Here is a 26,434-nt window from a genome sequence, read left to right as displayed (position 1 = left end):
GAAGAGCGATCAGGCAACGCGGTAAACCTGATTTACCGCGTTAACGTTGACGTTTTTCGCCGGCAAGCCGGCTCCTGCAGGTGGGAATCAGTGGGCGAGGAATTTGCTCAGGAACTGCTTGGTGCGCTCTTCCCTGGGGTTGGCGAACAGCGCCTTGGCTTCGCCTTGTTCCACGATCACACCCTTGTCGAAGAAGATCACCCGGTTGGCCACATCCCGCGCAAAACTCATCTCGTGGGTGACGATGACCATGGTGCGGTTTTCTTCGGCGAGGCTGCGGATGGTCGCCAGCACTTCGCCCACCAGCTCAGGGTCCAGCGCCGAGGTGGGTTCGTCGAACAGGATCACCTCCGGCTCCATGGCCAGCGCGCGGGCAATTGCCACGCGCTGCTGCTGGCCGCCGGAGAGGCGCCGTGGGTAGGCGTCTTCCTTGCCTGCCAGGCCTACCCTGGCCAACAGCTTGCGACCCAGTGCGACCGCGGCATCGTGCGGCATCTTCTTGACCACGGTGGGGCCTTCGATGACGTTTTCCAGCGCGGTGCGGTGGGGGAACAGGTTGAAGTTCTGAAACACAAAGCCCACGTGCTGGCGCAGGCGTCGCACCAGGCTTTGTTGCTGGTTGATCGGCTTGCTGGTGTCGATCTCGATGTCACCCACCTTGATGCGGCCGCTGGTGGGTTGTTCGAGGAAATTCAGGCAGCGCAGGAAGGTGGTCTTGCCGGAACCGCTGGGGCCGATGATGGCGATGACTTCGCCTTCCTTGACCTCCAGGTCGATGCCGTTGAGCACCACCTGACCGTTGAATTGTTTGGTCAGTTTTTCAACCACGATCATGCTTCAGGACTCCAGGTCATGCCGGTTGACCCGGTCTTCCAGGCGATTTTGCAAGTGCGCCAGGATGCTCGCCAAAATCCAGTAGATCAGGGCAGCGGAGAGATACATGGTGAAGATTTCGAAGGTCCTTGCCGACACCAGTTGCGCCTGACGGAACAGCTCGGGCACCTGGATGGTGGCGGCCAGCGCCGTGTCCTTGACCAGCGAAATGAAACTGTTGCCCAGCGGCGGCAAGGCCGTGCGCATTGCCTGCGGCAGGATGGCCCGGCGCAGGGTTTGCGCGCGGGTCATGCCGATACTGGCGGCGGCTTCCCACTGGCCACGCTCAATGGAGCCGATAGCGGCACGCAGGATTTCACAGGCGTAGGCGGCCATGTTCAGCGAGAAGCCGATCATGGCTGCCGGGATCGGATCCAGCTCGATGCCCACTTGCGGCAAGCCGTAGTAGATCAAAAACAGCTGTACCAGCAAGGGCGTGCCGCGAAAGAACGACACGTAGACTCGGGCGAGCCAACTCACCAGTTTGAAGCGCGACAGGCGCATCAAGGCCAGGCCGAAGCCCAGCAGCAAGCCGAAAAACATCCCGCCGAGGCTGAGGATCACCGTGTAATACGCGCCCTTGAGCAGAAAGGGCGCGGAGTCCAGCGCGAGTTGGAAACCTGCTTCCATTATTGAGTGACGTCAGCGTTGAAGTATTTCTCGGACAGCTTCTTCAAGGTGCCGTCAGCACGCAGTTTGTCGAGGGCCTTGTTCACGGCATCAAGCAGTTCCGGCTCGCCCTTGCGCAGGGCAATACCGGCTTCCTGGCGGGAGAAGGCATCGCCGGCTGCAGCGGTGTCCGGGGCTTTCTTGGCGTACTCCAGGGCGGCCAGGCGGTCGATCAGGATGGCGTCGATACGGCCGATGCGCAGGTCCTGGAACTTGGTCGGGTCGTCGTTGTAGGTCTTGATGATGGCTTTGGGTTGATTGTCCTTGAGCCATTGTTCGTAGTTGGTGCCCAGGCCTACGCCGACTTTCTTGCCGGCCAGGTCGTCGGCGGTCTTGATAGCGTCGACGTTTTTCTTCAGGACCAGCGCCTGGATACCGGAGACGGTGTAAGGCTGGGAGAAGTCGTATTTCTTTTTACGTTCTTCGGAGATGGTCACCTGGTTGACCACGGCGTCCAGGCGCTTGGATTCCAGGGCGGCGAGGATGCCGTCCCATGGCGTCGCTTGCAGCTTGACCTTCACGCCCAGCTCCTTGGCCAGGGCTTCGGACAGTTCCACTTCGAAACCGCTGAGCTTGCCGCTTTCATCGACGAAGCTGAACGGCGGGTAAGTACCTTCCAGGCCGATCTTGATCTCGCCGGCTTTTTTGATGTTGCCCAGTTGTTCACCCGCGACTGCCTGGCCGATCAGGCCAGCCCCGAGTGCCAGGCCCAGAGTGCCAACCAGCAACGTGCGACGGAATACAGAAATAGTCATGAAGAGCCCCTGTGTTTTTATGGTGTGCGAAGCAGGTGACGCAGTAGTCGTATCCTGCCTTAAAGCGCGTAGCGCGTCTTCGCCTACGGCGCGACTATAAGGCCGGTTTTTAAGACTTGAAAATAATATAAATTAAATCTGATATTCCAATAAGAAATATATAGAGGTTCTAATGTGGGAGGGGGCTTGCCCCCGATAGCGGTGTAGCAGTCACAGAAGTCATGGCTGACACTCCGTCATCGGGGGCAAGCCCCCTCCCACATGTTGGTCCACATTTAGCCCGCGTTGATTCAGTTGAAGGCGCTCTTGTAAGCAAACAACGCGGGCGCGCCACCGGTATGCAGGAAAATGATCGGGCCATCCTCGAAGCGCTGGCGCCCGATACCGTCCAGCAAGCCGGCCATGGCCTTGCCAGTGTAGACCGGGTCCAGCAGCAGGCCTTCCTGGCTCGCCAGCAACTTGACCGCCGCCAGGGTGCCTGCGTTCGGTTCGCCATAGCGCGGGCCAAAATATTCGTCCCACAGGATCACCTTGAAGGCTTCGGGAATATCCACACCCAACAATTGGGCGGTGCGTTCGGCCAGGCCCTGCACTTTCGGGAACTGTGCTTCTTCGGTGCGCGATACGGTGATACCGATCACGGGCAACTGCGGCAGCACTTCGCTCAACGCCAGGGCCAGGCCGCTGTGGGTGCCCGCACTGCCGGACGCCAGCACCACGGCGGCAAACTCGATGCCGCTGGCTTCGATCTGCGCGGCCAGCTCCAGCCCGGCGCGCACGTAACCCAGGGCGCCGAGTGCATTGGAGCCGCCGATGGGCACCAGGTATGGCTGCTTGCCGTTGCTGCGCAGGCGGTCGGCGACGGCACTGAGTTGGTCGTCGACGTTGTCGAGGTTCTCCACCAGCTCCACCTTGGCGTCGAACAGGTCCAGCAGCAGGCGGTTGCCGTTGCCCAGGTAGTTGGGGTCTTCGGTGCCGGTGGGGTTCTCCAGCAGCGCGACGCAGCCCAGGCCGAGCTTGGCGGCCAGCGCGGCGGTCTGGCGCACGTGGTTGGACTGGATCGCGCCAGCGGTCACCAGGGTGTCGGCGCCTTGGGCGATGGCATCGGCGGCCAGGTATTCGAGTTTGCGCAGCTTGTTGCCGCCCATGGCCAGCGGTGTGGTGTCGTCGCGCTTGACGTAGATATCCCTGCCCAGCCAGGCCGATAGCCGCTCGAGTTTTTCCAGGGCGGTGGCGCCACCCAGCAGTTCCAGGCGGTTAAAACGGTCGAGCTGTTGTTTGATCATGGCTACGCACGGTTGATGAGGATGGGGCGACTATAGGCAGGCACTTTTCATCGGGCAACCGCCAATCGCTTATTCCGGAAGGTTCTTAGCATTGCACCATTGGTTCTTAAGGGCGGCCAGGGTGCATACCGTAAAGTGAGTGCCATTACGTCAGGAGTGAAAACCGTGAGTGAGCGTTCCAGTCATTGGCAATTACAGACCATCGTCAGCCAGTTGCGCGGCGCCCGGGACCAGTGGCGAACGCGCAATGGCCGTTTGAGCGGTGAGCATGGTGGCCGCGAGTTGCCTTCGCGTGAAGCGGTGGCGCAGATCCTGGAGTCGTTGTGCGGCGCGTTGTTCCCCATGCGCCTGGGCCCGGTGGACCTGCGTGAAGAAAGCGAAGACTTCTATGTCGGCCACACCCTGGATGTGGCGCTCAATGCCCTGCTCGGCCAGGCGCGCCTGGAACTGCGCTACGCCGCGCGCCAGAGCGGCGAGGACGACAGCGCCGTTAACGCCCACGCCATCCGCCTGATCCAGGATTTCGCCCTGGCCTTGCCGTCCCTGCGCAGCCTGCTGGACACCGACGTACTGGCCGCCTACCACGGCGACCCGGCCGCTCGCAGTGTGGATGAAGTGTTGCTGTGCTACCCCGGCATCCTGGCGGTGATTCACCATCGCCTGGCCCACCACCTGTACCGCGCCGGCCTGCCGCTGTTGGCGCGCATCAGTGCCGAGATCGCCCACTCGGCCACCGGCATCGACATCCACCCCGGCGCACAGATCGGCCCGAGTTTTTTTATCGACCACGGGACCGGCGTGGTGATCGGCGAAACCGCGATCATCGGCGAGCGCGTGCGCATCTACCAGGCCGTGACCCTGGGCGCCAAGCGCTTCCCGGCGGATGAGGACGGGCAGTTGCAGAAGGGCCACCCGCGCCACCCGATTGTCGAGGATGACGTGGTGATCTACGCCGGCGCGACCATCCTGGGGCGCATCACCATCGGCAAGGGTTCGACCATTGGCGGCAACGTGTGGCTGACCCGCAGCGTGCCGGCGGGGGCGAATATCACCCAGGCGAACCTGCAGCATGATGACGGCACGCAAAAGTGAGCATGTCAGCGTTCAAGCCGCTCCAGTGACAGGTGGGTCTGTTCGCGCAGCCACTCCATGCGACGTTCCGACAGGTCATTGTAGAGCTGGTTGTACAGGTTCTCGGACATGACCTGGTCCGGGACGACTCGGTCCTCGATCTGTAACTGTTCGATCCGGGACTTCAGTGCCTCGCGTTTTTGCGTTTTCTCCTGCTCGTTCAGACCCTGCGCCTGGGCAAACGCTTTTTGTTCGGTATCCAGTTGCTCCAGGCTTTCCAACTGTTGAACCGTGTTTTCTTCGTTGGCTGCGTAGTCTTTTGCGTAGCGTTCCTTCAGGAAGGGCTCCCAGTAGGGTTCCTGCAACATGCGGTTCACCAGTCCGTCGCCTTCACTCAAGTCTTTCACGGCTTTGCCCGCATGGATGATGGAAGACTCAGGCACATCGGCGGTGTTTCGATACGTCATGCTGTCGCTGACCCAGGGCAGGTTGAGGCTTTTCGACAGGCGTGTCTGGTAGGCCAGGTAAACCTCCACCTCGTCGACGCTGCCGGGCTGTCCATCAACAACCTGGGTGGACAGTCGCAGTCCCTGGCCACCTTGATTGGCAGGTTTGAGACGGTTGGCGATGTCCGCCCGGGCGACATCGTTCACCATCTTGAGCCTCGCGGCGCCTTGGGCTAGACGGGTGATTGTCTCTTCATGTTCAGCTTGCGTTCGACTGTATCGCCTGGCCGTGGTGGCGGTGACCTGAATCCCCATTTCGGTGAATATCTGGCGGCTTGCGTCCGGGCACAGCCCCGGGAAGCTCGACATTTTGAACAGCTCCTGACGCAGCATCGTGTCTTCGTGCATGCTCAACAGCATATGCCGCACCTGATCGGTCAGGATTCTTCGGTTTTGTTCGTAACGCATCTGGTCCATCGGGTCCTCGAAAGCCTCGGGTTGCTCCAGTTTCTTGATGACCTCGAAAAAACCCTGGGAGCCTTCTTCATTTTCCAAGTCAAACCAGACATTGGCAAAACGTATCTGGTTTTCATCGTCCAGGTCATCCACCCAAAAGTCAGCATCGCCCTTGGGCGGGTAAGTGCGATAAGGGTCCAACCCAAAGTCAGTTTTGTGCTCGTCCCAAAGGGCCCTGGCTTCAGGCGTGAGGGTTGCGCGGTCCAGCCAGGTGTTAGCCACGGTAAATGCCTCTGCGGACTCCCTGGCGACCTCTGGAATTGTGGTAACGGGGTTGCCGCGAAGGTACAGGTCAAAAGACGCGTCTCGCTCGTGCGCAAAGAGACCCGCGGGCCATTCGCTGATCCCTGTGTGGGACAGGTCCAGCGCCCTCAGGTCGCGCATGTGACTAATATCCGGTACCCGTCCCAGAGGGTTTTTTGAAAGATCCAGCCCCTGCAACCGCCGCAGTTTTTTCAACTGCTGGACAGCGGTGTTGTCCAAGGCAATAGCGTTGTTGCTCACGTCAAGGGCTTTGAGCGAGCGCATGTTTCCAATGGCCTCGGGCAGCGTGACCAGACGGTTATCCGCTAAATCAAGCGCCTTCAGTTTTGGGAAATGCGCCAGGAATGGCGTATGTTCAGCGGCAAACCCACTGCCATTCATATGCAAGTGCGTGACCAATCCCAACTCAAAGGGCAGCACGGGCAGTTCAGTCGGCAGCACTGTATCGCTCAGGTCCAAGTACACGTCGTTGCCTGCCGTATTGAACTCGTCGTGCAGTTTTGTGTACCCCTCGCGCCAGGCTTCTTTCAACTTCTTGGTAAATGCCTTCCTGGCAAGCACCTCTTCCAGCGAGTTGCGATAAGGAAATCGGGTACTGTCTTGCAAATAGGTGTGTAGCGCCTTGTCTAAGGCTTTGCCTTCGGCTTTCAGGTTTTCCAGTTGTAATCGCCCCTCTTCACTCTCGGCTTTTTCAGCGAAGCGTTTCACGCCTTGCTCGGACATCCCCGGCAGCCAGTGTTTGATATCCCCCTGCACCGTAACGGGATTTACCTCGACATCGACCACGCGGCTCATGCTGTTGCCGCCACCGAGCAGGATCAGTGTTTCACGTTCAGGATGGGTGGGGATAGGCGCCTCGGCGAGGGTCAAGCGCCGTTCGGTGGGCGCTTTGTTTTTTTCAATCAGCCATGTGCGCAGTGTGTCGCTATCGCGCAAGGAGCTCTCGGGCGGCAATGCCTGGAATACAGCATTGTAGAAGTCAGTTGGGCCGTGTATCAGCTTGCCTCCGGCGTCGAACACCCGATACTGGCCTTTTCGGTTACGCACCAGGATCTTGAGGTGTGCGGCATCCTCTGCGCCGACCTGGGTTCTCAGGTCGCCGGTAGGGGTTCGCTCACGCACCTGGATACGCAGATTCGCAAAACTGTCTGAGTGAATTCTGAGGGTATTGAGTGCCAGGTTTTCGGTGTGTGTCGAGGGCGGGGTACCCTGGACAAGCTGTTCGAACATGCGCGTACTGCGGACTTCGAAATCCAGCTCCCGCGCTTGGTTTTTTACCTCCAATGGAAGGCGTTTCTTTTCACTCATAATGCTCAGGTGGCGGCGACGGGTATGGCGAACCAGGCTCTGAGCGATACTCAGGGGGAGGTCCGGGTACTGGCTGCGCAGCAATTGGATAGAGGGCTCGTCGCTGGCCTCCTGGCGGGAGTAATCGCTGTGGGCGAGGGAGGCGCTTTGCTGCTCGACATACGCGGCCAGCCGTTCACGCAGCGCTTGTACGCGCTCATTTTCAGGCAACTGTTTGCCGAGTAACTGGGTCAGTTGTGGTTCATCCAGGTAGTCCACGACTTTTTCCGCCAGCCTGCCGGACATGACATCGGCGATGCTCAGGCTCAGGGTATCGGCGCCTGTTGCTTGTGCATTGCCATAACGACGGGGCGTGCCTGATAAATCGCTACGCGGGTACACCAGCAAGGCTTTGTCGCGAGGCCAACCCTCAAGCTCGGTGACCATTTGTTCGAACCAGTCCGACGACGGGTCAAGGGGCTGGCCTGTACGGATAGCGTCTCCGGCCTCTCTGATGCCCTTCTCACTGTTAAAGCGTTTGAGGGTATCGGCCAACAAGGGTGGGGTGGGTTCATTGTTGACATACATATGGCGTAAATCCCCGAACTCGACACCGCTTATCTGCCGTACCTGCTCCAGTTCACCGGCCGTCAGACCGTTTGTCTGTGGCCCGAAGCGTCTCAGCAGGCGAGCATTGTTCCAGGTCCTTGGCTGTTCACCGGCCAGCACGCACGCGCCGCTGCCATTGAGCGCCACGGGAGGCTGGTAGGCACTGGGGCGTTTGGGATGGGCAAGGGTGTACGTTTGGGTGACAGGGTCCTTGCGGACTTCATAGTGGTGGTTTTCCACTTTCACAATCTGCTTGCCCTGATGGTGGTGAAGGCCATTTTCGTGCGCAATGGAGGTCTCGGGCAGGCGCAGGTTGGTATGTTGGTAAGGCGCGAGGTCAGGGGCCCAGAGGCGCGTCTGCGCGGAAGGTGTCTGTACGGGTTGGAGTTGCTCGACAAACGTGGACAGTTTCACCTTGGCAATTTCACCCACTTTACCTCCCGCTTCGAACAGCGCGAGCTGCAGCGTGTTCTCTGCGATCGAGAGCAGATGTTCTGCCGCTTCGCGCTGCAAGCCTTCGGCCCAATCGACGATGCCTTCAAATACATCGTCGAGCATCTGGTAGGTGGTGTAGGCCAACATCAACTCCCCCAGCAAGGGAACGAACGGAGTGATGACCAGGAGCGCGGCATTGAAAATGTCCGAGAGCATTTTTTCCAGGTTGTCCCACCACTTCCAGCGCGCCATGCGGTCGGCGTAGGCTGTGGAGATGGCAATCTCTCGGGCGTCGTTCACGCATTTGTTCAGTTTGACGCGGTAGAGGTAGTGCCAGAGATCATCCTGGCCCGGATTTTCGCCACGGTTTTGAATATCGTCACGAACAGCCAGGGTGCGAAATTGCAGGTTGGGGGTTTCTACCGGCTCTGGGCGCCAGTTGGGGCGGCTGTCCCCAGGTTCTCTGTCGTGCCAGCGCACAGTGGAAAGCAACTGATTGAGTTGGTAAAAAAAGCGCCCACGTTCCTGATGGGCCACGAACTGGCTGAAGAACTGCTGGTAGCTGGGGCGGGATGGGTCGGCGCCAGGCGTGCGGTCACGCAGTTGGCCGGTCAACTCTTTGACGAAGGCCGGGGCCGAGCTGTAGTCCTTGAGAGGGTGGGCGGGGTCATCAGGGATATAGACCAGGATTTTATGAAGCGCTGCGTCCAACCGTGCGGGGGCGATGATGAAAATGCCCGGCAGGCGTGTATCCAGCAGGCTCAGCGCGTAGACGTCCATCGTTTGCCCGCCCAGTTGAAGCGGGCCGTCTCTTTGGAGCAGCGACTGAATGAGGGTGTAACTGTCTTCGGTGATGTCTTTTTTGGCGAGCGCCACGTGAGCGGCACTGTTGAGGGCGGCTTTCAGGTTGTGGATGACTTTTTGTCGGAAGGAGGTGGCGACCGAGGCATTGCCGAACCCCACTGTCAGGGTGAGGTTTTGCATATAGCGCGCACCGATATCCAGGTTTCGGCACAAGGTTTTGAAATGGTCGGCGGTGAGGGGTTGACCTGTCACCCTGTGTTTGAACGTGAGTATCTCACGCTGCCCACGGGCATCCTCTGCCGCAAGGAAAGCGTAATCGACAAAGGTTTCCGAAGCTGAAAAGTTGTGCAAGGCGGCGTCGAGCAGCGTCGTTGTCCGGACGGAGACACCCGGGTGCGTCCCGAACGTCCACCAGGGCAATGTGGCCGGCGCGTATAGACGGATCGAAGTATTCGACACATCAATAGCGCCGTAGTCACGCAGGGCATTTTTCAGCAAGGGCTCGGCGAAGGCCTTAATGTCGGTGAGTTTCTCGAATAGCGTGTCCAGTGCGTTCTGGCTGGCCCAGTGGGTGTCCAGGGCGTGCTTGAAGGGCAGGCGCTGCTCCGAGCCAGGGGCATTGCGATAGAGTTCCGTGAAGTCTGGGCGCTGTTTTTTCAACGCCGCAAAACGTTGCAGTGACGTGCTCCGCAACCATGGCGGCAATTGTTGCCGGATAAAATCAAAATGCTTCAATGTCTCTGGCATGACTGAATGACCTCAGGTGGGCAGTGGTCATTCGATTGTGGTGAATGCAACAGGAGACAGGCTGCACATATTGAAAGGCGTGCTGAACGTTTTTCAGCGCGATCCGTCATACCTTTCCTTGAGCTTGTGTAGGAATCACCTACCACTCAGCCCTGCGATTAGTCCCAGACCGCCTATCCATGTTTAACTTGAATGCTCGTTCAAGTTAAACCCGGTGGTTCGCTGCCCGCTCACAACAGGAGGCTTACCTTTGCTGAGTCCGTTTTTCACAGCCATATCCCTCATCCTTGGGGTGCATCGTTCATGAGTGCATCGTCCACCCCATCCAGCGGCCTGGTGCGCATGAATGCGCCGGTCTTCTACTTTGCCGCGACGTTTATCCTGCTGTTCGGCATCACCGTCATCGCTATCCCGCAACAGGCCGGTGCCTGGCTGCTGGCGGCGCAAAACTGGGCGGCCAACACGGTCGGCTGGTACTACATGCTGGCGATGACCCTGTATCTGGTCTTCGTGGTGGTCACCGCGCTATCGGGCTACGGCAAGATAAAACTCGGTGCCGACCACGACGAGCCCGAATTCAGTTACCTGTCCTGGGCCGGCATGCTGTTCGCCGCCGGGATCAGCATCACGCTGTTCTTCTTCTGCGTCTCCGAGCCGCTGACGCACCTGGTGCAACCGCCGCAGGGCGCGCCGATGAACGCCGACGCTGCGCGCCAGGCCATGCAGATCCTGTTTCTGCACTGGGGCCTGCATGGCTGGGGCGTGTTCGCGTTTGTGGGCATGGCCCTGGCGTACTTTGCCTACCGGCATAACCTGCCGCTGGCGTTGCGCTCGGCGCTGTACCCGCTGATTGGCAAACGCATCAATGGCCCCATCGGTTACGCGGTGGATGGCTTTGGCATTATCGCCACGGTGTTCGGCCTCGGCGCGGATATGGGTTTTGGGGTGCTGCACCTCAACTCCGGTCTCGATTATCTGTTTGGCATTGCCCATACCCAGTGGATCCAGGTCGGTCTCATCACGCTGATGATGGGCGCCGCGATCCTGGTCGCTGTGGCCGGCGTCGACAAGGGCGTGCGGGTGATGTCCGACATCAACATGCTGCTGGCCTGTGCGCTGCTGCTGTTCGTGTTGTTCGCCGGGCCTACCCAGCATTTGCTTAACACCCTGATCCAGAACATCGGCGACTACCTGGGCGCCTTGCCGACCAAGAGTTTCGACGTATACGCCTACGACAAACCCAGCGACTGGCTGGGTGGCTGGACCGTGTTCTACTGGGCCTGGTGGATCGCATGGTCGCCGTTCGTGGGCCTGTTTATCGCACGGATTTCCCGTGGTCGTACCATCCGCGAATTCGTGTTCGGCGTGCTGCTGATCCCGCTGGGTTTCACCCTGGCCTGGATGTCGATCTTCGGCAACAGCGCCATCGACCAGGTGCTCAACCACGGCATGGCCGCGCTCGGCCAGTCGGCCATCGATGATCCGTCGATGAGCCTCTACCTGCTGCTGGAAACCTACCCCTGGAGCAAAACCGTCATCGCGGTCACGGTGTTTATCAGCTTCGTGTTCTTCGTCACCTCGGCCGACTCCGGCACCGTGGTGCTGTCGACCCTGTCGTCCAAGGGCGGCAACGCCGATGAAGACGGACCGAAATGGCTGCGTGTGTTTTGGGGGGCGATGACCGCGCTGGTCACCAGCGCCTTGCTGTTCGCCGGCAGTATTGATTCGCTCAAGTCAGCGGTAGTACTGACCTCGCTGCCGTTCTCGATGATCCTGCTGCTGATGATGTGGGGGCTGCACAAGGCGTTCTACCTGGAGTCGCAAAAGCAGATCGCCCAGTTGCATTCGCTGGCGCCGGTTTCGGCGGCGCGCAAGGGCCGAGGCGGCTGGCGTCAGCGTTTGAGCCAGGCGGTGCATTTCCCGTCGCGGGATGAGGTGTATCGCTTCCTGGAATCAACCGTGCGTCCGGCGATTGAGGAGGTAACGGCGGTGTTCGTCGAGAAGGGCCTGAGTGTGGTCACCCAGCCCGACCCTTCCAACGACAGCGTCAGCCTGGAAATCGGCCATGGCGAGGAACATCCCTTCGTCTACCAGGTGCAGATGCGCGGCTACTTCACGCCGTCGTTCGCCCGTGGCGGCATGGGCTCCAAGGAGATCAACAACCGCCGCTACTACCGCGCGGAAGTGCACTTGGCCGAGGGCAGCCAGGACTACGACCTGGTGGGCTACACCAAGGAGCAGATCATCAACGACATCCTCGACCAGTACGAACGGCACCTGCAGTTCCTGCACTTGGTGCGTTGAGGTTCAGGCCCTGATGTACAGGGCCAGTGCCACTCACGGCGCGCCGAACACGCCACTGCCGATCACCAGCTCTGACACCTGGGCTGGCCGGCAGTGACTACCCCTTGCCCAACGCACTGTCCAGGGAGTAGTGGCCTGCACCGCGAAACACCAGGTACAACGCTAGCAGCGCCATCAGTACCGGGTACTCGATGCCCCGGTCGATCCATGCCCACGTCGGCCCCAATAAGTAAGCAATGGTCAGCATCTGCACGGTCATCATGGCCGCGACCAGCCGTGTGCCCAGGCCGAGGATCAACAGCAACCCGCCCACCGCTTCCAACAACGCGACCAGCAGGCCGATCAACTCCGGCTGCGGCAGGTGCAGGCGGTTCTCGATCAGGTTGATGGATGCCGCCATCGGGTCGGCCATCGAACCATGTGCACGGCCCAGCAATTTGGGCAGGCCGTGGGTGAGCATGATTACCCCGAAACCTGCGCGCAGCAGCGCGTAGGCAAGGGGTTCGGCAAAGCGGTAAAGCGGGGCGAGTGCGGGGATCGATAAGGTTGGCATGAAAGAACTCCACAAAGTGAACATCGCTGGCCCAGATGTACGACTCAGACCAGCCCGCCATTGGCGCGCAGGATTTGCCCATTCACCCAGCCACCGGCCGGGCTCACCAGAAACGCCACCACGCGGGCGACATCTTCCGGTTGGCCCAGGCGTTCCAGCGGCGGCATCTTGGCCATGCCCTGGATCTGTTCTTCGGTCTTGCTGTGAAGGAACAGTTCGGTGGCGACCGGGCCTGGCGCCACCGCGTTGACGGTAATCCGGCGCCCGCGCATCTCTTTAGCGAACACTTGAGTCAGGGATTCCACCGCCGCCTTGCTGGCGATGTACACCGCGTAGCCGGGGAAGTTGAGGCCGACGGTACTGCTGGAAAAGTTGACGATGCGCCCGCCGTCGTTCAGGCGCGTGGCGGCTTCACGCAGGGCGTTGAAGGTGCCACGGGTGTGGATATCGAAGTTCTGGTTGTAGAGCTCATCGCTGTGCTGGGCCAGGGGCAGGGTCTTGAGGATGCCGGCGTTGTTGATCAGTACGTCGACCTTGCCCAACTGTGCCTCGGCCTGGTCGAACAGGCGCGTGATGTCGGCGGGGTTGGCGACGTCGCCTTGAATCGCTATGGCCCGGTGACCGGCCTGGCGCAGTTCCACCACCAGTTTCGACGCCTCGGTGGCACTGCTGGCGTAGTTGATGGCCACGGCGTAACCGTCGGCGGCGAGTTGCTTGGCAATGACGGCGCCGATGCCACGGGAAGCGCCGGTGATGATTGCTACTTGAGTCGTCATGATCTGGGTTCCTTTAACGGTAGGTGGAAGCAGGTTCACATGTTTACCCAGGGCGATAAATGCGCCAGAGTTGCCTTGACTGTTCAATAATCGCCAACAATAGGCGCGACGGAGTGCAGCGTGGATCAAGTCAAGGCCATGAAGGTTTTCGTGCGGATTTACGAGCGTTCCAGCTTCACGCTGGCGGCCGATGACCTGAATCTGCCCCGGGCGACCCTGACCCACACCCTCAACCAGTTCGAAGCGTGGCTGGGCACGCGCCTGCTGGAGCGCAGCACCCGTCGCGTGCGCCCGACCCTGGATGGCGAGGCGTATTACCAACGCTGTTTGCAGTTACTGGCGCAACTGGAAGAGGCCGAACTGGCATTTCGCAGCGTGGCGCCCAAGGGCCGTTTGCGCGTGGATTTGCACGGTACGCTGGCCAAGTATTTTGTGGTGCCGGCACTGCCGCAATTCATGGCGCGTTACCCGGAGATCGAGCTGTCGATCAGCGAGGCGGATCGCTTTGTCGACCTGATCGCCGAAGGCGTGGATTGCGTGCTGCGCGCAGGCGCCCTGGGTGACTCCGCGCTGATCGGCCGACGCGTCGCCAACCTGCGCCAGGTCACCTGCGCAAGCCCTGCGTACTTGCGTAAATACGGCGAACCCAAGAGCCTGGCCGAGCTGAGTGAGCACCGCGCGGTGAACTATGTTTCGCGCACCACGGCCAAACTGTTTCCCTTCGAGTTCATGGTGGACGGCGAGCTGCAGGAAGTGAGTATCCAGGGTGCGCTGTCGGTGTTCGGCGCCGAGATTTATTCCGCCAGCGCAGTGGCGGGATTGGGCATTATCCAGTGCCCGCACTACCGCATGGCCGAATTGATCGAGCAGGGCGTGATGCGTGAAATCCTTCCTGACACACCGCCGCCGTCGATGCCGGTGTCGGTGTTGTATCCGCAGAACCGACACTTGTCGCCGAGGGTGCGGGTGTTCGTCGACTGGCTTGCCGAAGTCTTCGAAAATGCCCGCTAAGCCGTGTAATAGAAGGGTTTCTTAAATTTAATTTCATCCGTTCACGCCACGGTTTGACGCGTAACTGTCATCTGGTCACTGCGTAATTGTGTGAAGCGTTTGACGCTTTCATTTCAGAACAGTGACGGAGACCGGTACCAATGAAGACGTTGATAAGCCCTATGGTGGGTGCCGCCATGGCGAGCTTTATGCTGTCCGCCCATGCCGATTTTATCGATGACAGCCACGCCGATGTGACCCTGCTCAACCGCTACCTCAACCAGCAGGGGCGTGACGTGGTGAACAGCAACGCCAAGGCCCACAGCATTCGCGATTGGGGCCAGGGTTTCGAGTTCAACTTCAAGTCCGGCTACACCGAAGGCCCGGTGGGGTTTGGCCTGGACCTGCAGGCGTTCTATGGGTTGAAGCTGGACTCTGGCGGCGACCTCAACGACAAGGATCACCAGGGCCGCTACCCGGGCAGCATGTTCCCGCTGGACAACGGCAAGTCCGCCGACCAGTTCGGTGTGTTGAGCCCGACGTTCAAGATGCGTTTCGCCAAGGATGAATTGCGCTTGGGTACGCTCTACGGCAACAACCCGGTGCTGGCCAACACCGACGGGCGCCTTTACCAGCAGACCAACACGGGTGTGCAGCTGGTGTCCAAGGACCTCAGTGACTTCACCTTCACCGGCGGCGATATCTTCAAGACCAAGATCCGCAACGAAACCGGCGACCAGGGCATGATCACCGCCGGTGGCACCAAAGAGAGCGATCGCTTCCTGTTCGGCGGTGCGGACTACACTGGCATCCAGAACACCACGGTCAGCCTGTGGTACTCCAACCTTGAGGATTACTACCAGCAGTTCTTCCTCGGCGCCAAGCGGCATGACGCCTTGTCCGTGGGCGCGATCGACACCGACTTGCGGGTGTTCCGCAGCCTGGGCGTGGGCGGCAACGCCGATGGCGACAAAGACTACGCAGCCGCCGGCCTCTACGGTGACGGCACGGGCAAGGGGCGTATCAACCAGACCACCGCCAGCCTGCTTGAGAGCTACAGCCTGGACGGTCATACCGTCGGCCTGGGCATCCAGAAGAACAGCGGCGACAGCGACTTCCCCTACCTGGATTCCGGCCTGAACAGCGGCGACAACCGCCAGGGCCCAGGCTCAGGCGCCGACACGCCGGCGCTGACCAACATGCAGTTGAATAAATTTCAACACGCCGGTGAGCGCACTTGGCTTGCGCAGTACAAGTATGACTTCGGTAAGCTTGGCCTCACGGGCCTGACGTTCTCCGCCGCCTATGCCCACGGCGATGACATCCGCACGGCGCAAGGCACTACCAGCGAATGGGAACGTAACGTCGCCGTGGCGTATCAAGTGCCTACCGGCACCCTCAAAGGCCTGGGTGTCACCTGGAAAAACGCCCATGCCAGCCCGGACATCAGCGGTGCTACCGTGCAAGATGAAAACCGCTTCTATGTGAGTTATGTCGTTCCACTCTGGTAGGCAATTGCTGTAGAACGGAACGGCAGACTTAAGCGATTCAGCTGGTTAAAAGGCCTGGGAATACCCTTATTCCCAGGCCTTATTTGCCGACGTCCAAGAGAGGATTCGATGACTTACATTGCTGCCGAAAACCGCTATGAATCTATCCCGTATCGCCGCGTAGGCCGCAGTGGGCTGGTGCTGCCCGCACTGTCCCTGGGCCTGTGGCACAACTTTGGCGACAGCACCCCGATCGACACCCAGCGCGCCTTGCTGCGCACCGCGTTCGACCTGGGGATCAACCACTTCGACCTGGCCAACAACTATGGCCCGCCCTACGGCAGCGCCGAGATCAACTTCGGCCGTTTGCTGCGTGAAGACTTCAAGCACTACCGCGACGAACTGATCATCTCCAGCAAGGCCGGCTGGGACATGTGGCCCGGCCCTTACGGCCAGGGCGGAGGTTCGCGCAAGTACGTGCTGGCCAGCCTCGACCAGAGCCTGCAACGCCTGGGTGTCGACTATGTGGATATCTTCTATTCCCACCGTTTTGACGCCGACACCCCCCTGGAAGAAACCGCCAGTGCCCTCGCCACTGCTGTGCAACAAGGCAAGGCGTTGTACATCGGTATCTCGTCCTACTCAGGGGTAAAAACCCGCGAAATCGCCGCCCTGCTCAAAGAGTGGAAAGTGCCGCTGCTGATTCACCAGCCGGCCTACAACCTGCTCAACCGCTGGGTGGAAAAAGACCTGCTGGACACCACCGAAGAGCTCGGCGCCGGGGTGATTGCCTTCACGCCGCTGGCCCAGGGTTTGCTGACCGACAAGTACCTCAACGGCGTACCGGCGGATGCACGGGTGAATCGCCCGGGCGGTGGTTCGTTGCAGGCCAAGCACCTGTCCGAAACCAACATCGCCCACGTGCGTGCGCTGAACGAGATCGCCCAGCGTCGTGGTCAGAGCCTGGCCCAACTGGCACTGGCCTGGACGTTGCGTGATCCACGGGTGACCAGTGCGCTGATCGGTGCAAGCCGGCCGGAGCAGATTATCGAGAACGTCGGTGCGTTGAAGAACTTGAGCTTTAGCGTGGAAGAACTGGCGGAGATCGATCGGTTTGCCCAGGAAGGCGGGATCAACCTGTGGGAAAAGCCATCCACGGCTGAATAAACAGTCCATGTGGGAGGGAGCAACCCCCTCCCACATTTGATTTCTGGTGTGATGACTAACGGGCCTGACCTTAGAACGGCACATCCCCAAGAATCGTCGCCCGATGCATCACCCGCCGCTGCGGCCGGTAGTCATCCACCGCGTAGTGCTGTGTCACGCGGTTATCCCAGAACGCCACATCGTTTTCCTGCCAACGCCAGCGAATGGTAAATTCCGGGCGTGTCGCGTGGGCGAACAAGAGCTTCAAGATGGCTTCACTCTCCGCCGGTTCCAGCTCATTGATCCTGGTGGTAAACCCATCACTCACGAACAGTGACTTGCGCCCACTCACCGGATGCGTACGCACCACCGGGTGCGATAACGGCGGGTTCTTCCTGCGGGTTTCTTCCCAGCGTGCCAGGTCTTCGGCGGTGTTGCCAAAGCGCTCGAGCGGAAAGGACTTGGTGAAGTCATGGGTCGCCGTCAGCCCATCGAGCAAGCGCTTCAGCGGTTCGGACAACGCTTCATAGGCTGCAATCCCGCTGGCCCACAGCGTATCGCCACCAAACGCCGGCAGCAGCTTGGCGCTGAGTACTGCACCGAGCGCCGGAGTGGGCAGGAAGGTCACGTCGGTGTGCCACACAGCATTGTCGCGCACGTCGGTGACGGCGGTGTCGAGGATCAGCACTTCGGGCTGGTCCGGCACGTTGGGGTAGATCGGGTGGATATGCAGGTCACCGAAATTCGCCGCGAACCGCGCTTGCTGCTGCGGGGTGATCGACTGGCCGCGCAAGAACAGCACCGAGTGGGTGAGCAACGCCTGTTCGATGGCGTCGCGCTGTTCAGGGGGCAGCGGCTGGGTGATATCGACGCCACTGATCTGGGCGCCCAGGGCGGTGCTTAATGGGGTAACGGTCAGGCTGCTCATGCGGTTCTCATTCACTCAGTGTGCCTGGCCATGCCACGGCACCAATTTACGCTGCAGGGCACGCAGGCCCATTTCCATGGCGAAGGCGATCAGGGCGATCACCAGAATCCCCAGCACCACCACATCGGTGACCAGGAACTGCGCCGCCGACTGCACCATGAAGCCCAGGCCGCTGGTGGCGGCGATCAGCTCGGCGGCGACCAGCGTGGACCAACCCACACCCAGCCCGATGCGCACGCCGGTCAGGATGTCGGGCAGGGCGCTCGGCAGGACCACATGGCGAATCAACTGGGCACGGGTGGCACCCAGCGACTGCGCCGCACGCAGTCTGGCCGGGTCGACGGTGCGCACGCCGGTGGCGGTGGCGATGGCTATCGGCGCGAAGATTGCCAGGTAGATCAGCAGCACCTTGGACAGCTCGCCGATGCCGCACCAGATCACGATCAACGGCAGGTAGGCCAGCGGCGGGATCGGTCGGTAGAACTCGATCAGCGGGTCGAGGATGCCACGGGCGATTCGGTTGGAACCGATGGCGATCCCAACCGGCACGGCGGTCAGCACCGCGAAGCCCAGGCCCAGGCCGATACGGCTGAGGCTCGCGCCAAGGTGCTGCCACAAGGTGGAGTCCATATAGCCGGTGGTCGCCAGCAGCCAGCCCTTTTGCAGCACGGCGGACGGCGGCGGCAGGAACAGCGGTTCGATCAAGCCGCTGGCGGTCACGGCCCACCAGAGGGCCAGCAAGGCGACCAGGGTCAACACGCTGATCCAGCGCGTGCTCAGGCTGCGTCGTACCGGGACAACTGCGGGCGCCACCGGTTTGGTCACCGTGGCGGGAAGTTCGTAGCTGCTCATGCGGACACCTGCCGTTGGGAGAACACTTTGCCCAGCACGTGTTCGCGGGTTTCGATAAAGCGTGGGTCGGACTTGATCGCCCGCGCCGACTCACCGGCGGCGTAGCGTTGGCCGAAGTCCAGGTGCAGGCGTTCGACGATCTGGCCGGGGTTGGGCGCCAGCAGGATCAAATCAGTGGCGAGGAAGACCGCCTCTTCGATGTCGTGGGTAATCAGGAACACCGGCTTGGCCGTGCGCCGCCAGACTTGCAGCAACAGCTCCTGCATCTGTTCGCGGGTGAAGGCGTCGAGGGCGCCGAAGGGCTCGTCCATCAGCAGCACACGAGGGTCGGCGGCCAGGGCGCGGGCCAGGCCGACACGTTGCTTCTGGCCACCGGAAAGCTGCCAGATGCGTCGGTTGTCGAACCCGGCCAGGTCGACCAGCGCGAGCATTTCCCGGGCGCGTATTTCGCGTTGCGCCTTGGGCGCGCCGGCCAGCTCCAGGCCGAAGCCGACGTTGGCCAGCACATCCTGCCAGGGCAGCAGGGCGTCGTCCTGGAACACCACGCCGCGTTCAGCACTGGGGCCGTTGACCGGCACGCCATCGAGGGTGATACGCCCGGCGCAAGGTTTGACGAAACCGGCAATCAGGTTCAACAGCGAAGTCTTGCCACTGCCGGACGGGCCGAGAGCCACCAGCAACTGCTGGGGCCCCAGGTCGAGTGAAATGTCTGATAGTACCGGTTCTGTGGCGCCTGGGTACTGTGCGCTGATGCGCTCCAGTTGTAGCAAGGCCATCGCAATGAACTCCCGATCAGTGAGTGATGAATTTGGCGCTGACGTAAGGGGCGTAGTCCGGCAGCACGGCGTCGACCTTGCCTTGTTCCTTGAGGAACGCGGCGGTGTCGGTCACAGCCTTGGTGGTCGGTGCGCCCAGCAGGGTCACCTGGTCAGCGGCCAGCGGGTAGACGTTGCCTTGCAGCAGCAGTGGGATGTCGCTGGCCTTGGCGCCGGAGAGTTTCACCAGTTTGTCGACGTTGCCTTTGTCGGCGAGCCAGGCTTGTGGGTCTTTGCGGTACGCGGCGTAGGCATCCAGGGTGACTTTGGCGAACGCGGTGACGATTTCCGGGTGCTTCTCGGCGAAGTCCTTGCGCACGATCCAGGCATCGAAGGTCGGCGCGCCGAACTTGGCCAGTTCGCCCGAGGTGATCAGCACCTTGCCGTTTTCCTTGGCCACGCCCAGGGCAGGATCCCATACGTAGGTGGCGTCGATATCACCGCGCTTCCAGGCGGCGATGATCGCCGGTGGCGCGAGGTTGAGGATGGTCACTTTGGACGGGTCGATGTTCCAGTGCTTCAGCGCGGCCAGCAGGCTGTAGTGCCCGGTGGACACGAAGGGTACGGCGACTTTCTTGCCGACCAGGTCCTGCGGGCTGTTGATGCCCGAACCGTTGCGCGCTACCAGGGCTTCGGCGCCGCCGATCTGGGTGGCGACCAGGAAGGTTTCCACCGGTACCTTGCGGGTGATCGCGGCAGTCAGCGGGCTGGAACCGAGGTAGCCGATCTGCACGTCGCCGGAAGCGATGGCGGCGATGATGTCGGCGCCATTGTCGAATTTGCGCCAGTTGATCTTGGCGTTTGTGGCTTTTTCATAGTCGCCATCGGCCTGGGCGACTTTGGCCGGGTCCACGGTGGTCTGGTAAGCGATGGTCACGTCCGCCGCCTGGGCAAACAGGCTGGCACCGGCCAGGGACAATGCGGCCAGGAGACGCAGAGGGGTTAGCAGTTTCAAGGGGAAGCTCCTCAATCAGGCGGCCGAGGGTCGGCGTGTGAGGAGCCTAAATGATCTAAGAATCCGAAAATAAATAACATTTTCGAATTAGCTTATGAGAAGAACCGCGGGCGCTGATCGTGAATTGAAATGACGTCAAATGTGAGAAGGGGCTTGCCCCCTCCCATATTTGCCCCGGTTTCAGCTTACTTAGTTGCTGATGGCGAGAATGCTGGCCTGGTACGACCCAACAAACACATCGAAATCGCCCACTTCGTTCTGCTCCAGCTCAGCTTGCTGCGCCAGCGACGTCCGCGCCAGCTCTTCAAAGCGCGCCTGCTCTTCAGCCGCCAGCGGCTCCTTGCGGAAATGCTCGGCGTGCAACTGGCTCTGATGCAGGGAGAATTGCGCAAAACTCTCTTTACGCTCGGCCATCGCCGCCAGCACCTGGGCCGACGGGGTCAGGGACGAATCGTTGACCTTGGCCAACTGGGCGTCGAGCGCCTGGCTGTGCTCAGTGATGCCGTGGCTCTCGTCCAGCAAGGCAGCCAGCGGTGCAATCTGCTCCAGCAACTCGGACGCCCACTCCTTCATGTCCACCGGCTGGCCCTGGCGTTGCAATTGCAGGCCCGGACGGCGACCTTCCTTGACCACGCTGAGGAAGTTGGACGTGGCGTTGCCGCACTCGTTGTTGGCGAACAGCGGGCTGTCGTTCAGTGCGCAGAACAGCAGGAAGGCGTCGAGGAAGCGCGACTCTTGCAAGTCGATGCCCATGGGCAGGAACGGGTTGATGTCCAGGCAGCGCACTTCGATGTACTGGATGCCACGGGCCATCAGCGCCTGGATCGGCCGCTCGCCGGTATAGGTCACGCGCTTGGGGCGGATGTTGGAGTAGTACTCGTTTTCGATCTGCAGGATGTTGGTGTTGAGCTGTACCCACTCACCGTCCTTGTGCGTACCGATTTCGACGTAGGGCGCGTAGGGCGTTGCCACCGCTTCGCGCAGGCTGTCGGTGTAGCTGGCCAGGTCGTTGTAGCACGGCGTGAGGCCCGCCTGGGCGTTGCTCTGGTAACCCAGGTCACTCATGCGCAGGCTGGTGGCGTAGGGCAGGTACAGCGTGTCGGCGTCGAGCACTTCCAACTGGTGCGAACGACCACGCAGGAACCCGGCGTCCAGAGCCGGCGAAGCACCGAACAGGTACATCAACAGCCAGCTGTAGCGGCGGAAATTGCGGATCAGCGCGATATAGGCGTTGGACTGGTAGTCGCGGTCGGTGCCGACAAACCCTTCCGTCTCCTTGAGCAGCGGCCACAGCTGTTCCGGCAGGGAAAAGTTGTAGTGGATGCCGGCGATGCACTGCATGGTCTTGCCGTAACGCAGGGCCAGGCCCTTGCGGTACACGTACTTGAGCTGGCCGATATTGGAGGTGCCGTAGTAGGCAATCGGAATATCTTCCTCGGCCGGCAACGGACACGGCATGGAGGGGCTCCACAGGTATTCGCTGCCGAGCTTGGTATAGGCAAAGCGATGGATCTTGTCCAGGCTGCTCAGGGTATCGGCCGGGTCGGGCAGGGCGGGAGTGATGAACTCCAGCAGCGATTCCGAGTAGTCGGTGGTGATCTGTTCGTGGGTCAACGCGGCGCCCAGGGCTTCGGGGTGCGGCGTTTGCGCCAGTCGACCCTCACCGGTGACACGCAGGCATTCGCGCTCGATGCCGTGCAAGCACTGCTCTAGCAGGGAGAGGTGTTCGCGCTTGCCGAGCAGGGCCAGGCGGCGGTTGAGAAGTTCGCTCAAGTTGGATTCCTTCACGCGTCAGTCGCCCCAATATGGGGGTGGGCAGGACGGTCTACAAGGGTGAAGTTGAAACTGGCGTGATCGCCTGGTTTTGAGTCGATTTGACCCGCTCTGAATATGCCGACTTCACTCCATGAATTTGGCTACAGCGCAGCGAGAAAATTCCGACGCCGTTAGTGCAGCGCCGAAATTAACTCAAATCGGGGGTGGGGAGCTATAGGACAGCGAAGGTGCCCTGTGCTTTTGCGACAAGTCTTTCGTCCTGATACACATCCGCCTCGACCACCAGCGTGCGGCGGCCGGCATGAATCACCCGGCTGGTGCACAGCACGTCACCGTCCGACACGGCGCGGATGTAATTGATCTTGCACTCGATGGTCGCGCTCTGCTGGTCGAAACCATGGGCGCTGGAACAGGCCAGCCCCATCGTAATGTCCACGAGGCTGAAAATCGCCCCCCCATGGAGCTTGCCCGCGCGGTTGCGCAGTTGCGGCTCCAGGGTCAGGGCCACCTCGGCAACGCCTTCTTCAAGGCGTTGCAGGCGGCAGCCGATCAGTTCGCTGAAGGCGCTCTGGGTCAAGCCGGCCGGGATCTCCATCAGCGCTTCTTCAACTGCTTGGCGTTGGCGAACAGCGAGGCCATGGCGTTGTTGCTTGGGGCTGCGGTGGCGGTTTCCTTGCGAGCCGTATTGTTTTGCGACTGGCGCGGTGCCGAGCCTGGGCGCGCGCCACGGGCACCGTCGATTTTCTCGCCGGGGGTGTCGCTCATGCGCATCGACAGGCCGACGCGTTTGCGCGGGATGTCGACTTCCATGACCTTGACCTTGACCACGTCACCGGCCTTGACCGCTTCGCGAGGATCCTTGATGAATTTCTCCGAAAGCGCGGAGATATGCACCAAACCGTCCTGATGCACGCCGATGTCCACAAAGGCGCCGAAGTTGGTCACGTTGGTCACCACGCCTTCGAGGATCATGCCCGGTTGCAGGTCCTTGAGGTCTTCGACACCGTCCTGGAACTCGGCGGTCTTGAACTCGGGGCGTGGGTCGCGACCAGGTTTTTCCAGCTCTTGCAGGATGTCGGTGATGGTCGGCACACCGAAGGTTTCGTCGGTGTACTTCTTGGGATCCAGGCGCTTGAGGAAAGCGGCGTCGCCGATCAGCGAACGGATGTCGCGGTCGGTCTCGGCGGCGATGCGCTGCACCAGCGGGTAGGCTTCCGGGTGGACCGCAGACGCGTCAAGCGGGTTGTCGCCATTCATGACGCGCAGGAAGCCGGCGGCTTGTTCGAAGGTTTTTTCACCCAGGCGTGCGACTTTTTTCAGCGCGGCACGGGTTTTGAACGCGCCGTTTTCGTCACGGTGGCTGACGATGTTCTGTGCCAGGGTGGCGTTGAGGCCGGAGATTCGCGCCAGCAGTGCCACGGAGGCGGTGTTCACGTCGACGCCCACGGCGTTTACGCAGTCTTCCACAACTGCGTCCAGGCCGCGCGCCAGCTTCAGCTGCGACACGTCGTGCTGGTACTGGCCGACGCCGATGGATTTAGGGTCGATTTTCACCAGTTCGGCCAACGGATCCTGCAGGCGACGGGCGATGGATACCGCGCCACGGATCGACACGTCGAGGTCCGGAAATTCCTTGGACGCCAGTTCCGACGCCGAGTACACCGAAGCGCCGGCTTCGGAGACCATGACCTTGGTCATCTTCATGGCCGGGTATTTTTTGATCAGTTCGGCGGCCAGCTTGTCGGTCTCGCGGCTGGCGGTACCGTTGCCGATGGCGATCAGGTCCACCGCGTGCTTGGCGCACAAGGCGGCCAGGATCGCGAGGGTCTGGTCCCATTTGTTGTGCGGCACATGCGGATACACCGTGGCGTGGTCCAGCAGTTTGCCGGTGGCGTCGACTACGGCGACCTTGCAGCCGGTACGCAGGCCCGGGTCGAGGCCCAGGGTGGCACGCGGGCCGGCCGGGGCGGCCAGCAGCAGGTCGTGCAGGTTGTGGGCGAACACGTTGATCGCCTCGGTTTCGGCACCGTCGCGCAGCTCGCCCAGCAGGTCGGTTTCCAGGTGGGTGTAGAGCTTGACCTTCCAGGTCCAGCGCACCACTTCACCGAGCCACTTGTCCGCAGGACGGTTCTGATTCTGGATGCCGAATTGTTGGGCGATCATGCCTTCGCAGGGGTGCATGGTGCCCGGCAATTCGTCGCCGACCTTCAGCGCGGAGCTGAGAATACCTTCGTTGCGGCCACGGAAAATTGCCAGTGCGCGGTGGGACGGCATGCTCTTGAGCGGCTCGTCGTGTTCGAAGTAATCGCGGAACTTGGCACCTTCTTCCTCTTTGCCGGCGATGACGCGGGCGCTGAGGATGGCTTCCTGCTTCAGGTAGCTGCGCAGCTTTTCCAGCAGGCTGGCGTCTTCGGCGAAGCGTTCCATGAGGATGTACTTGGCACCTTCGAGGGCGGCCTTGACGTCGGCGACGCCTTTTTCGGCGTCGATGAAACGGGCAGCTTCGGTTTCCGGGGTCAGCGACGGGTCGTTGAACAGACCGTCGGCCAGCTCGCCCAGGCCGGCTTCCAGGGCGATCTGGCCCTTGGTGCGACGCTTCTGTTTGTAAGGCAGGTAGAGGTCTTCGAGGCGGGTCTTGGTGTCGGCGAGCTTGATGTCGCGCTCGAGTTGCGGGGTCAACTTGCCCTGTTCCTCGATGCTGGCGAGGATGCTGATGCGCCGTTCGTCGAGTTCTCGCAGATAGCGCAGGCGCTCTTCCAGGTGACGCAGTTGGGTGTCGTCGAGGCTGCCGGTTACTTCTTTACGGTAACGGGCGATGAACGGCACCGTGGAGCCTTCATCCAGTAGAGCGACGGCCGCTTCGACCTGTTGTGGGCGTACACCGAGTTCCTCGGCGATGCGGCTGTTGATGCTGTCCATAAAACCACCTGAAATTCTGAAAAGCAGCTCGCAGGCCCGGAAAACAAGGCCCTGGGAGGCTGGTTGAGCGGCCCGACTGGCGCCGCTGCCTGGGTCAAGAGGCTGCCTATTGACCCTCGAAATCGAAAAAATCGCGACAAGCGGGTGAAAAAAGCCTCGGCAGCAAACGGTAACGATCTGACGTTGCCCTGCACGGCGGCGGCGCATTATAACCAGCGTTCTGTCCTTGGGGGGGATTGCGCCAACGGTTGTAGGGCGCGGGTTCGCTGGCGGTAGAGGAAAAATCTGCTAACAATGCACACGGTGCGTATAACGGCAGCTAGGCCATAATGCGCGCCGAGATAAGAGGAGCATCCAATGAGCAGCACTGCACAAACTGCTGAAGGCGAAAAAATTCTCATCGTTGATGACGATCCGGGGCTGAGCAGCCTGCTGGAGCGTTTCTTCAACTCCAAGGGTTACCGTGCCCGCGCGGTGCCGAACACCGAGCAGATGGACCGACTGCTGGGGCGCGAAGTCTTCAACCTGGTCGTACTCGACCTCATGCTGCCCGGTGAAGACGGCCTGACGGCCTGCAAGCGCCTGCGCGGCGCGAACAACCAGATTCCAATCATCATGCTCACCGCCAAGGGCGATGAGCTGAGTCGCATCAAGGGCCTGGAACTGGGCGCTGATGACTACCTGGCCAAACCCTTCAACCCCGACGAGCTGATGGCGCGGGTCAAGGCCGTACTGCGTCGGCAGGCCCCACCGGTACCGGGTGCACCGGGCAGCGAAGATGAAAGTGTCACCTTTGGCGACTACGAACTGTCGCTGGCGACCCGTGAGCTCAAGCGTGGCGATGAAGTGCACATGCTCACCACCGGCGAATTCGCCGTGCTCAAGGCCCTGGTGATGAACGCTCGACAGCCGCTGACCCGCGACAAGCTGATGAACCTGGCCCGTGGCCGGGAATGGGACGCGCTGGAGCGCTCCATCGACGTGCAGATCTCCCGACTGCGTCGGATGATCGAGCCGGACCCGTCCAAGCCACGGTATATCCAGACGGTGTGGGGCGTAGGTTATGTGTTTGTGCCGGATGGCAACAAAACCAGTTGACCGATGATTTGCAGTTACGGGCCTCCCGGTGTCTGACTCCATGAGGGTCGACGGGATGCCCGGCGTCTGC

General features: G+C 61.0%; 20 protein-coding genes. 6 read left to right on the top strand and 14 right to left on the bottom strand.

What is annotated here, in order from left to right; translation table 11 throughout:
- Nucleotides 1-87 precede the first annotated feature (87 nt).
- From tcyN to BM110_RS13505, 4 genes are all read right to left on the bottom strand, one after another.
- Nucleotides 88-834 (bottom strand): L-cystine ABC transporter ATP-binding protein TcyN, encoded by a 747-nt coding sequence (gene tcyN, locus BM110_RS13520; RefSeq protein ID WP_071492513.1) that lies wholly within the window; start codon nucleotides 832-834, stop codon nucleotides 88-90.
- Nucleotides 835-837: 3 nt separating this feature from the next.
- On the bottom strand, nucleotides 838-1,503 hold the full coding sequence (tcyL, locus tag BM110_RS13515; RefSeq protein WP_010214112.1) for a cystine ABC transporter permease: 666 nt from the start codon (nucleotides 1,501-1,503) through the stop codon (nucleotides 838-840).
- A complete protein-coding gene (tcyJ, locus tag BM110_RS13510; RefSeq protein ID WP_092248589.1) occupies nucleotides 1,503-2,297 on the bottom strand; it encodes a cystine ABC transporter substrate-binding protein in 795 nt (264 codons plus the stop codon). The genes tcyL and tcyJ overlap by 1 nt, the downstream gene beginning before the upstream one ends.
- A gap of 290 nt (nucleotides 2,298-2,587) precedes the next feature.
- On the bottom strand, nucleotides 2,588-3,583 hold the full coding sequence (locus BM110_RS13505) for a D-cysteine desulfhydrase (RefSeq protein ID WP_093513580.1): 996 nt from the start codon (nucleotides 3,581-3,583) through the stop codon (nucleotides 2,588-2,590).
- A gap of 165 nt (nucleotides 3,584-3,748) precedes the next feature.
- Here BM110_RS13505 and epsC point away from each other — a divergent pair, with 165 nt between their 5' ends.
- Entirely contained in the window at nucleotides 3,749-4,675 is a 927-nt protein-coding gene (gene epsC, locus BM110_RS13500) for a serine O-acetyltransferase EpsC (protein WP_071492510.1), read from the top strand.
- 5 nt (nucleotides 4,676-4,680) lie between these two features.
- Here epsC and BM110_RS13495 read toward each other — a convergent pair whose 3' ends face one another.
- Nucleotides 4,681-9,762 (bottom strand): NEL-type E3 ubiquitin ligase domain-containing protein, encoded by a 5,082-nt coding sequence (locus BM110_RS13495; RefSeq protein ID WP_093513579.1) that lies wholly within the window; start codon nucleotides 9,760-9,762, stop codon nucleotides 4,681-4,683.
- Nucleotides 9,763-10,104: 342 nt separating this feature from the next.
- Between BM110_RS13495 and betT the strand changes: the two genes are divergently transcribed.
- On the top strand, nucleotides 10,105-12,066 hold the full coding sequence (gene betT / locus BM110_RS13490; protein ID WP_165447923.1) for a choline transporter BetT: 1,962 nt from the start codon (nucleotides 10,105-10,107) through the stop codon (nucleotides 12,064-12,066).
- Between the two features lie 97 nt (nucleotides 12,067-12,163).
- Here the strand turns inward: betT and BM110_RS13485 are convergent, their stop codons facing one another.
- Together BM110_RS13485 and BM110_RS13480 are read right to left on the bottom strand one after the other, a co-directional pair.
- A complete protein-coding gene (locus tag BM110_RS13485) occupies nucleotides 12,164-12,619 on the bottom strand; it encodes a DoxX family protein (RefSeq protein ID WP_256575405.1) in 456 nt (151 codons plus the stop codon).
- A gap of 44 nt (nucleotides 12,620-12,663) precedes the next feature.
- Nucleotides 12,664-13,395 carry an SDR family oxidoreductase gene (locus tag BM110_RS13480; RefSeq protein ID WP_093513577.1) on the bottom strand — a complete coding sequence of 244 codons (732 nt, stop codon included), beginning with the start codon at nucleotides 13,393-13,395 and terminating at the stop codon, nucleotides 12,664-12,666.
- A 120-nt stretch (nucleotides 13,396-13,515) separates the two neighbouring features.
- On the opposite strand from BM110_RS13480, the gene BM110_RS13475 reads away from it, so the two are divergent.
- From BM110_RS13475 to mgrA, 3 genes are all read left to right on the top strand, one after another.
- Complete coding sequence (locus BM110_RS13475; RefSeq protein ID WP_071492506.1) at nucleotides 13,516-14,406, top strand: LysR family transcriptional regulator; 891 nt, start codon at nucleotides 13,516-13,518, stop codon at nucleotides 14,404-14,406.
- A 161-nt stretch (nucleotides 14,407-14,567) separates the two neighbouring features.
- Nucleotides 14,568-15,896: an OprD family outer membrane porin gene (locus BM110_RS13470; RefSeq protein ID WP_093121675.1), complete on the top strand. Its 1,329-nt coding sequence runs from the start codon at nucleotides 14,568-14,570 to the stop codon at nucleotides 15,894-15,896.
- 108 nt (nucleotides 15,897-16,004) lie between these two features.
- The gene (gene mgrA, locus BM110_RS13465) at nucleotides 16,005-17,042 is read left to right on the top strand and encodes an L-glyceraldehyde 3-phosphate reductase (RefSeq protein ID WP_071492504.1); all 1,038 of its coding nucleotides are present in this window, start codon (nucleotides 16,005-16,007) and stop codon (nucleotides 17,040-17,042) included.
- 70 nt (nucleotides 17,043-17,112) lie between these two features.
- Here the strand turns inward: mgrA and tauD are convergent, their stop codons facing one another.
- The 7 genes from tauD to BM110_RS13430 all read right to left on the bottom strand — a co-directional run bounded on the left by tauD (nucleotide 17,113) and on the right by BM110_RS13430 (nucleotide 25,266).
- Nucleotides 17,113-17,949, bottom strand: coding sequence for a taurine dioxygenase (gene tauD / locus BM110_RS13460; RefSeq protein ID WP_092248565.1), 837 nt, complete (start codon nucleotides 17,947-17,949; stop codon nucleotides 17,113-17,115).
- A gap of 15 nt (nucleotides 17,950-17,964) precedes the next feature.
- The gene (gene tauC / locus BM110_RS13455; protein WP_093513576.1) at nucleotides 17,965-18,801 is read right to left on the bottom strand and encodes a taurine ABC transporter permease TauC; all 837 of its coding nucleotides are present in this window, start codon (nucleotides 18,799-18,801) and stop codon (nucleotides 17,965-17,967) included.
- A complete protein-coding gene (gene tauB, locus BM110_RS13450; protein ID WP_093513575.1) occupies nucleotides 18,798-19,577 on the bottom strand; it encodes a taurine ABC transporter ATP-binding subunit in 780 nt (259 codons plus the stop codon). The genes tauC and tauB overlap by 4 nt, the downstream gene beginning before the upstream one ends.
- Nucleotides 19,578-19,593: 16 nt before the next feature.
- Nucleotides 19,594-20,571 carry a taurine ABC transporter substrate-binding protein gene (gene tauA, locus BM110_RS13445; protein WP_092248555.1) on the bottom strand — a complete coding sequence of 326 codons (978 nt, stop codon included), beginning with the start codon at nucleotides 20,569-20,571 and terminating at the stop codon, nucleotides 19,594-19,596.
- A 189-nt stretch (nucleotides 20,572-20,760) separates the two neighbouring features.
- Nucleotides 20,761-22,344: a glutamate--cysteine ligase gene (gene gshA / locus BM110_RS13440; RefSeq protein ID WP_071492499.1), complete on the bottom strand. Its 1,584-nt coding sequence runs from the start codon at nucleotides 22,342-22,344 to the stop codon at nucleotides 20,761-20,763.
- A gap of 214 nt (nucleotides 22,345-22,558) precedes the next feature.
- Nucleotides 22,559-22,942 (bottom strand): PaaI family thioesterase, encoded by a 384-nt coding sequence (locus BM110_RS13435; RefSeq protein ID WP_034108628.1) that lies wholly within the window; start codon nucleotides 22,940-22,942, stop codon nucleotides 22,559-22,561.
- On the bottom strand, nucleotides 22,942-25,266 hold the full coding sequence (locus BM110_RS13430; RefSeq protein WP_092248546.1) for a Tex family protein: 2,325 nt from the start codon (nucleotides 25,264-25,266) through the stop codon (nucleotides 22,942-22,944). Before BM110_RS13430 ends, BM110_RS13435 begins: the two co-directional genes overlap by 1 nt.
- Nucleotides 25,267-25,623: 357 nt before the next feature.
- On the opposite strand from BM110_RS13430, the gene ompR reads away from it, so the two are divergent.
- Complete coding sequence (gene ompR, locus BM110_RS13425; protein ID WP_016979041.1) at nucleotides 25,624-26,364, top strand: osmolarity response regulator transcription factor OmpR; 741 nt, start codon at nucleotides 25,624-25,626, stop codon at nucleotides 26,362-26,364.
- The last annotated feature ends 70 nt before the right edge of the window (nucleotides 26,365-26,434 follow it).

Source organism: Pseudomonas sp. NFPP28 (assembly GCF_900115535.1).
Lineage (GTDB): Bacteria > Pseudomonadota > Gammaproteobacteria > Pseudomonadales > Pseudomonadaceae > Aquipseudomonas > Aquipseudomonas extremorientalis.
This window is presented reverse-complemented; position numbering and strand designations above follow the sequence as displayed.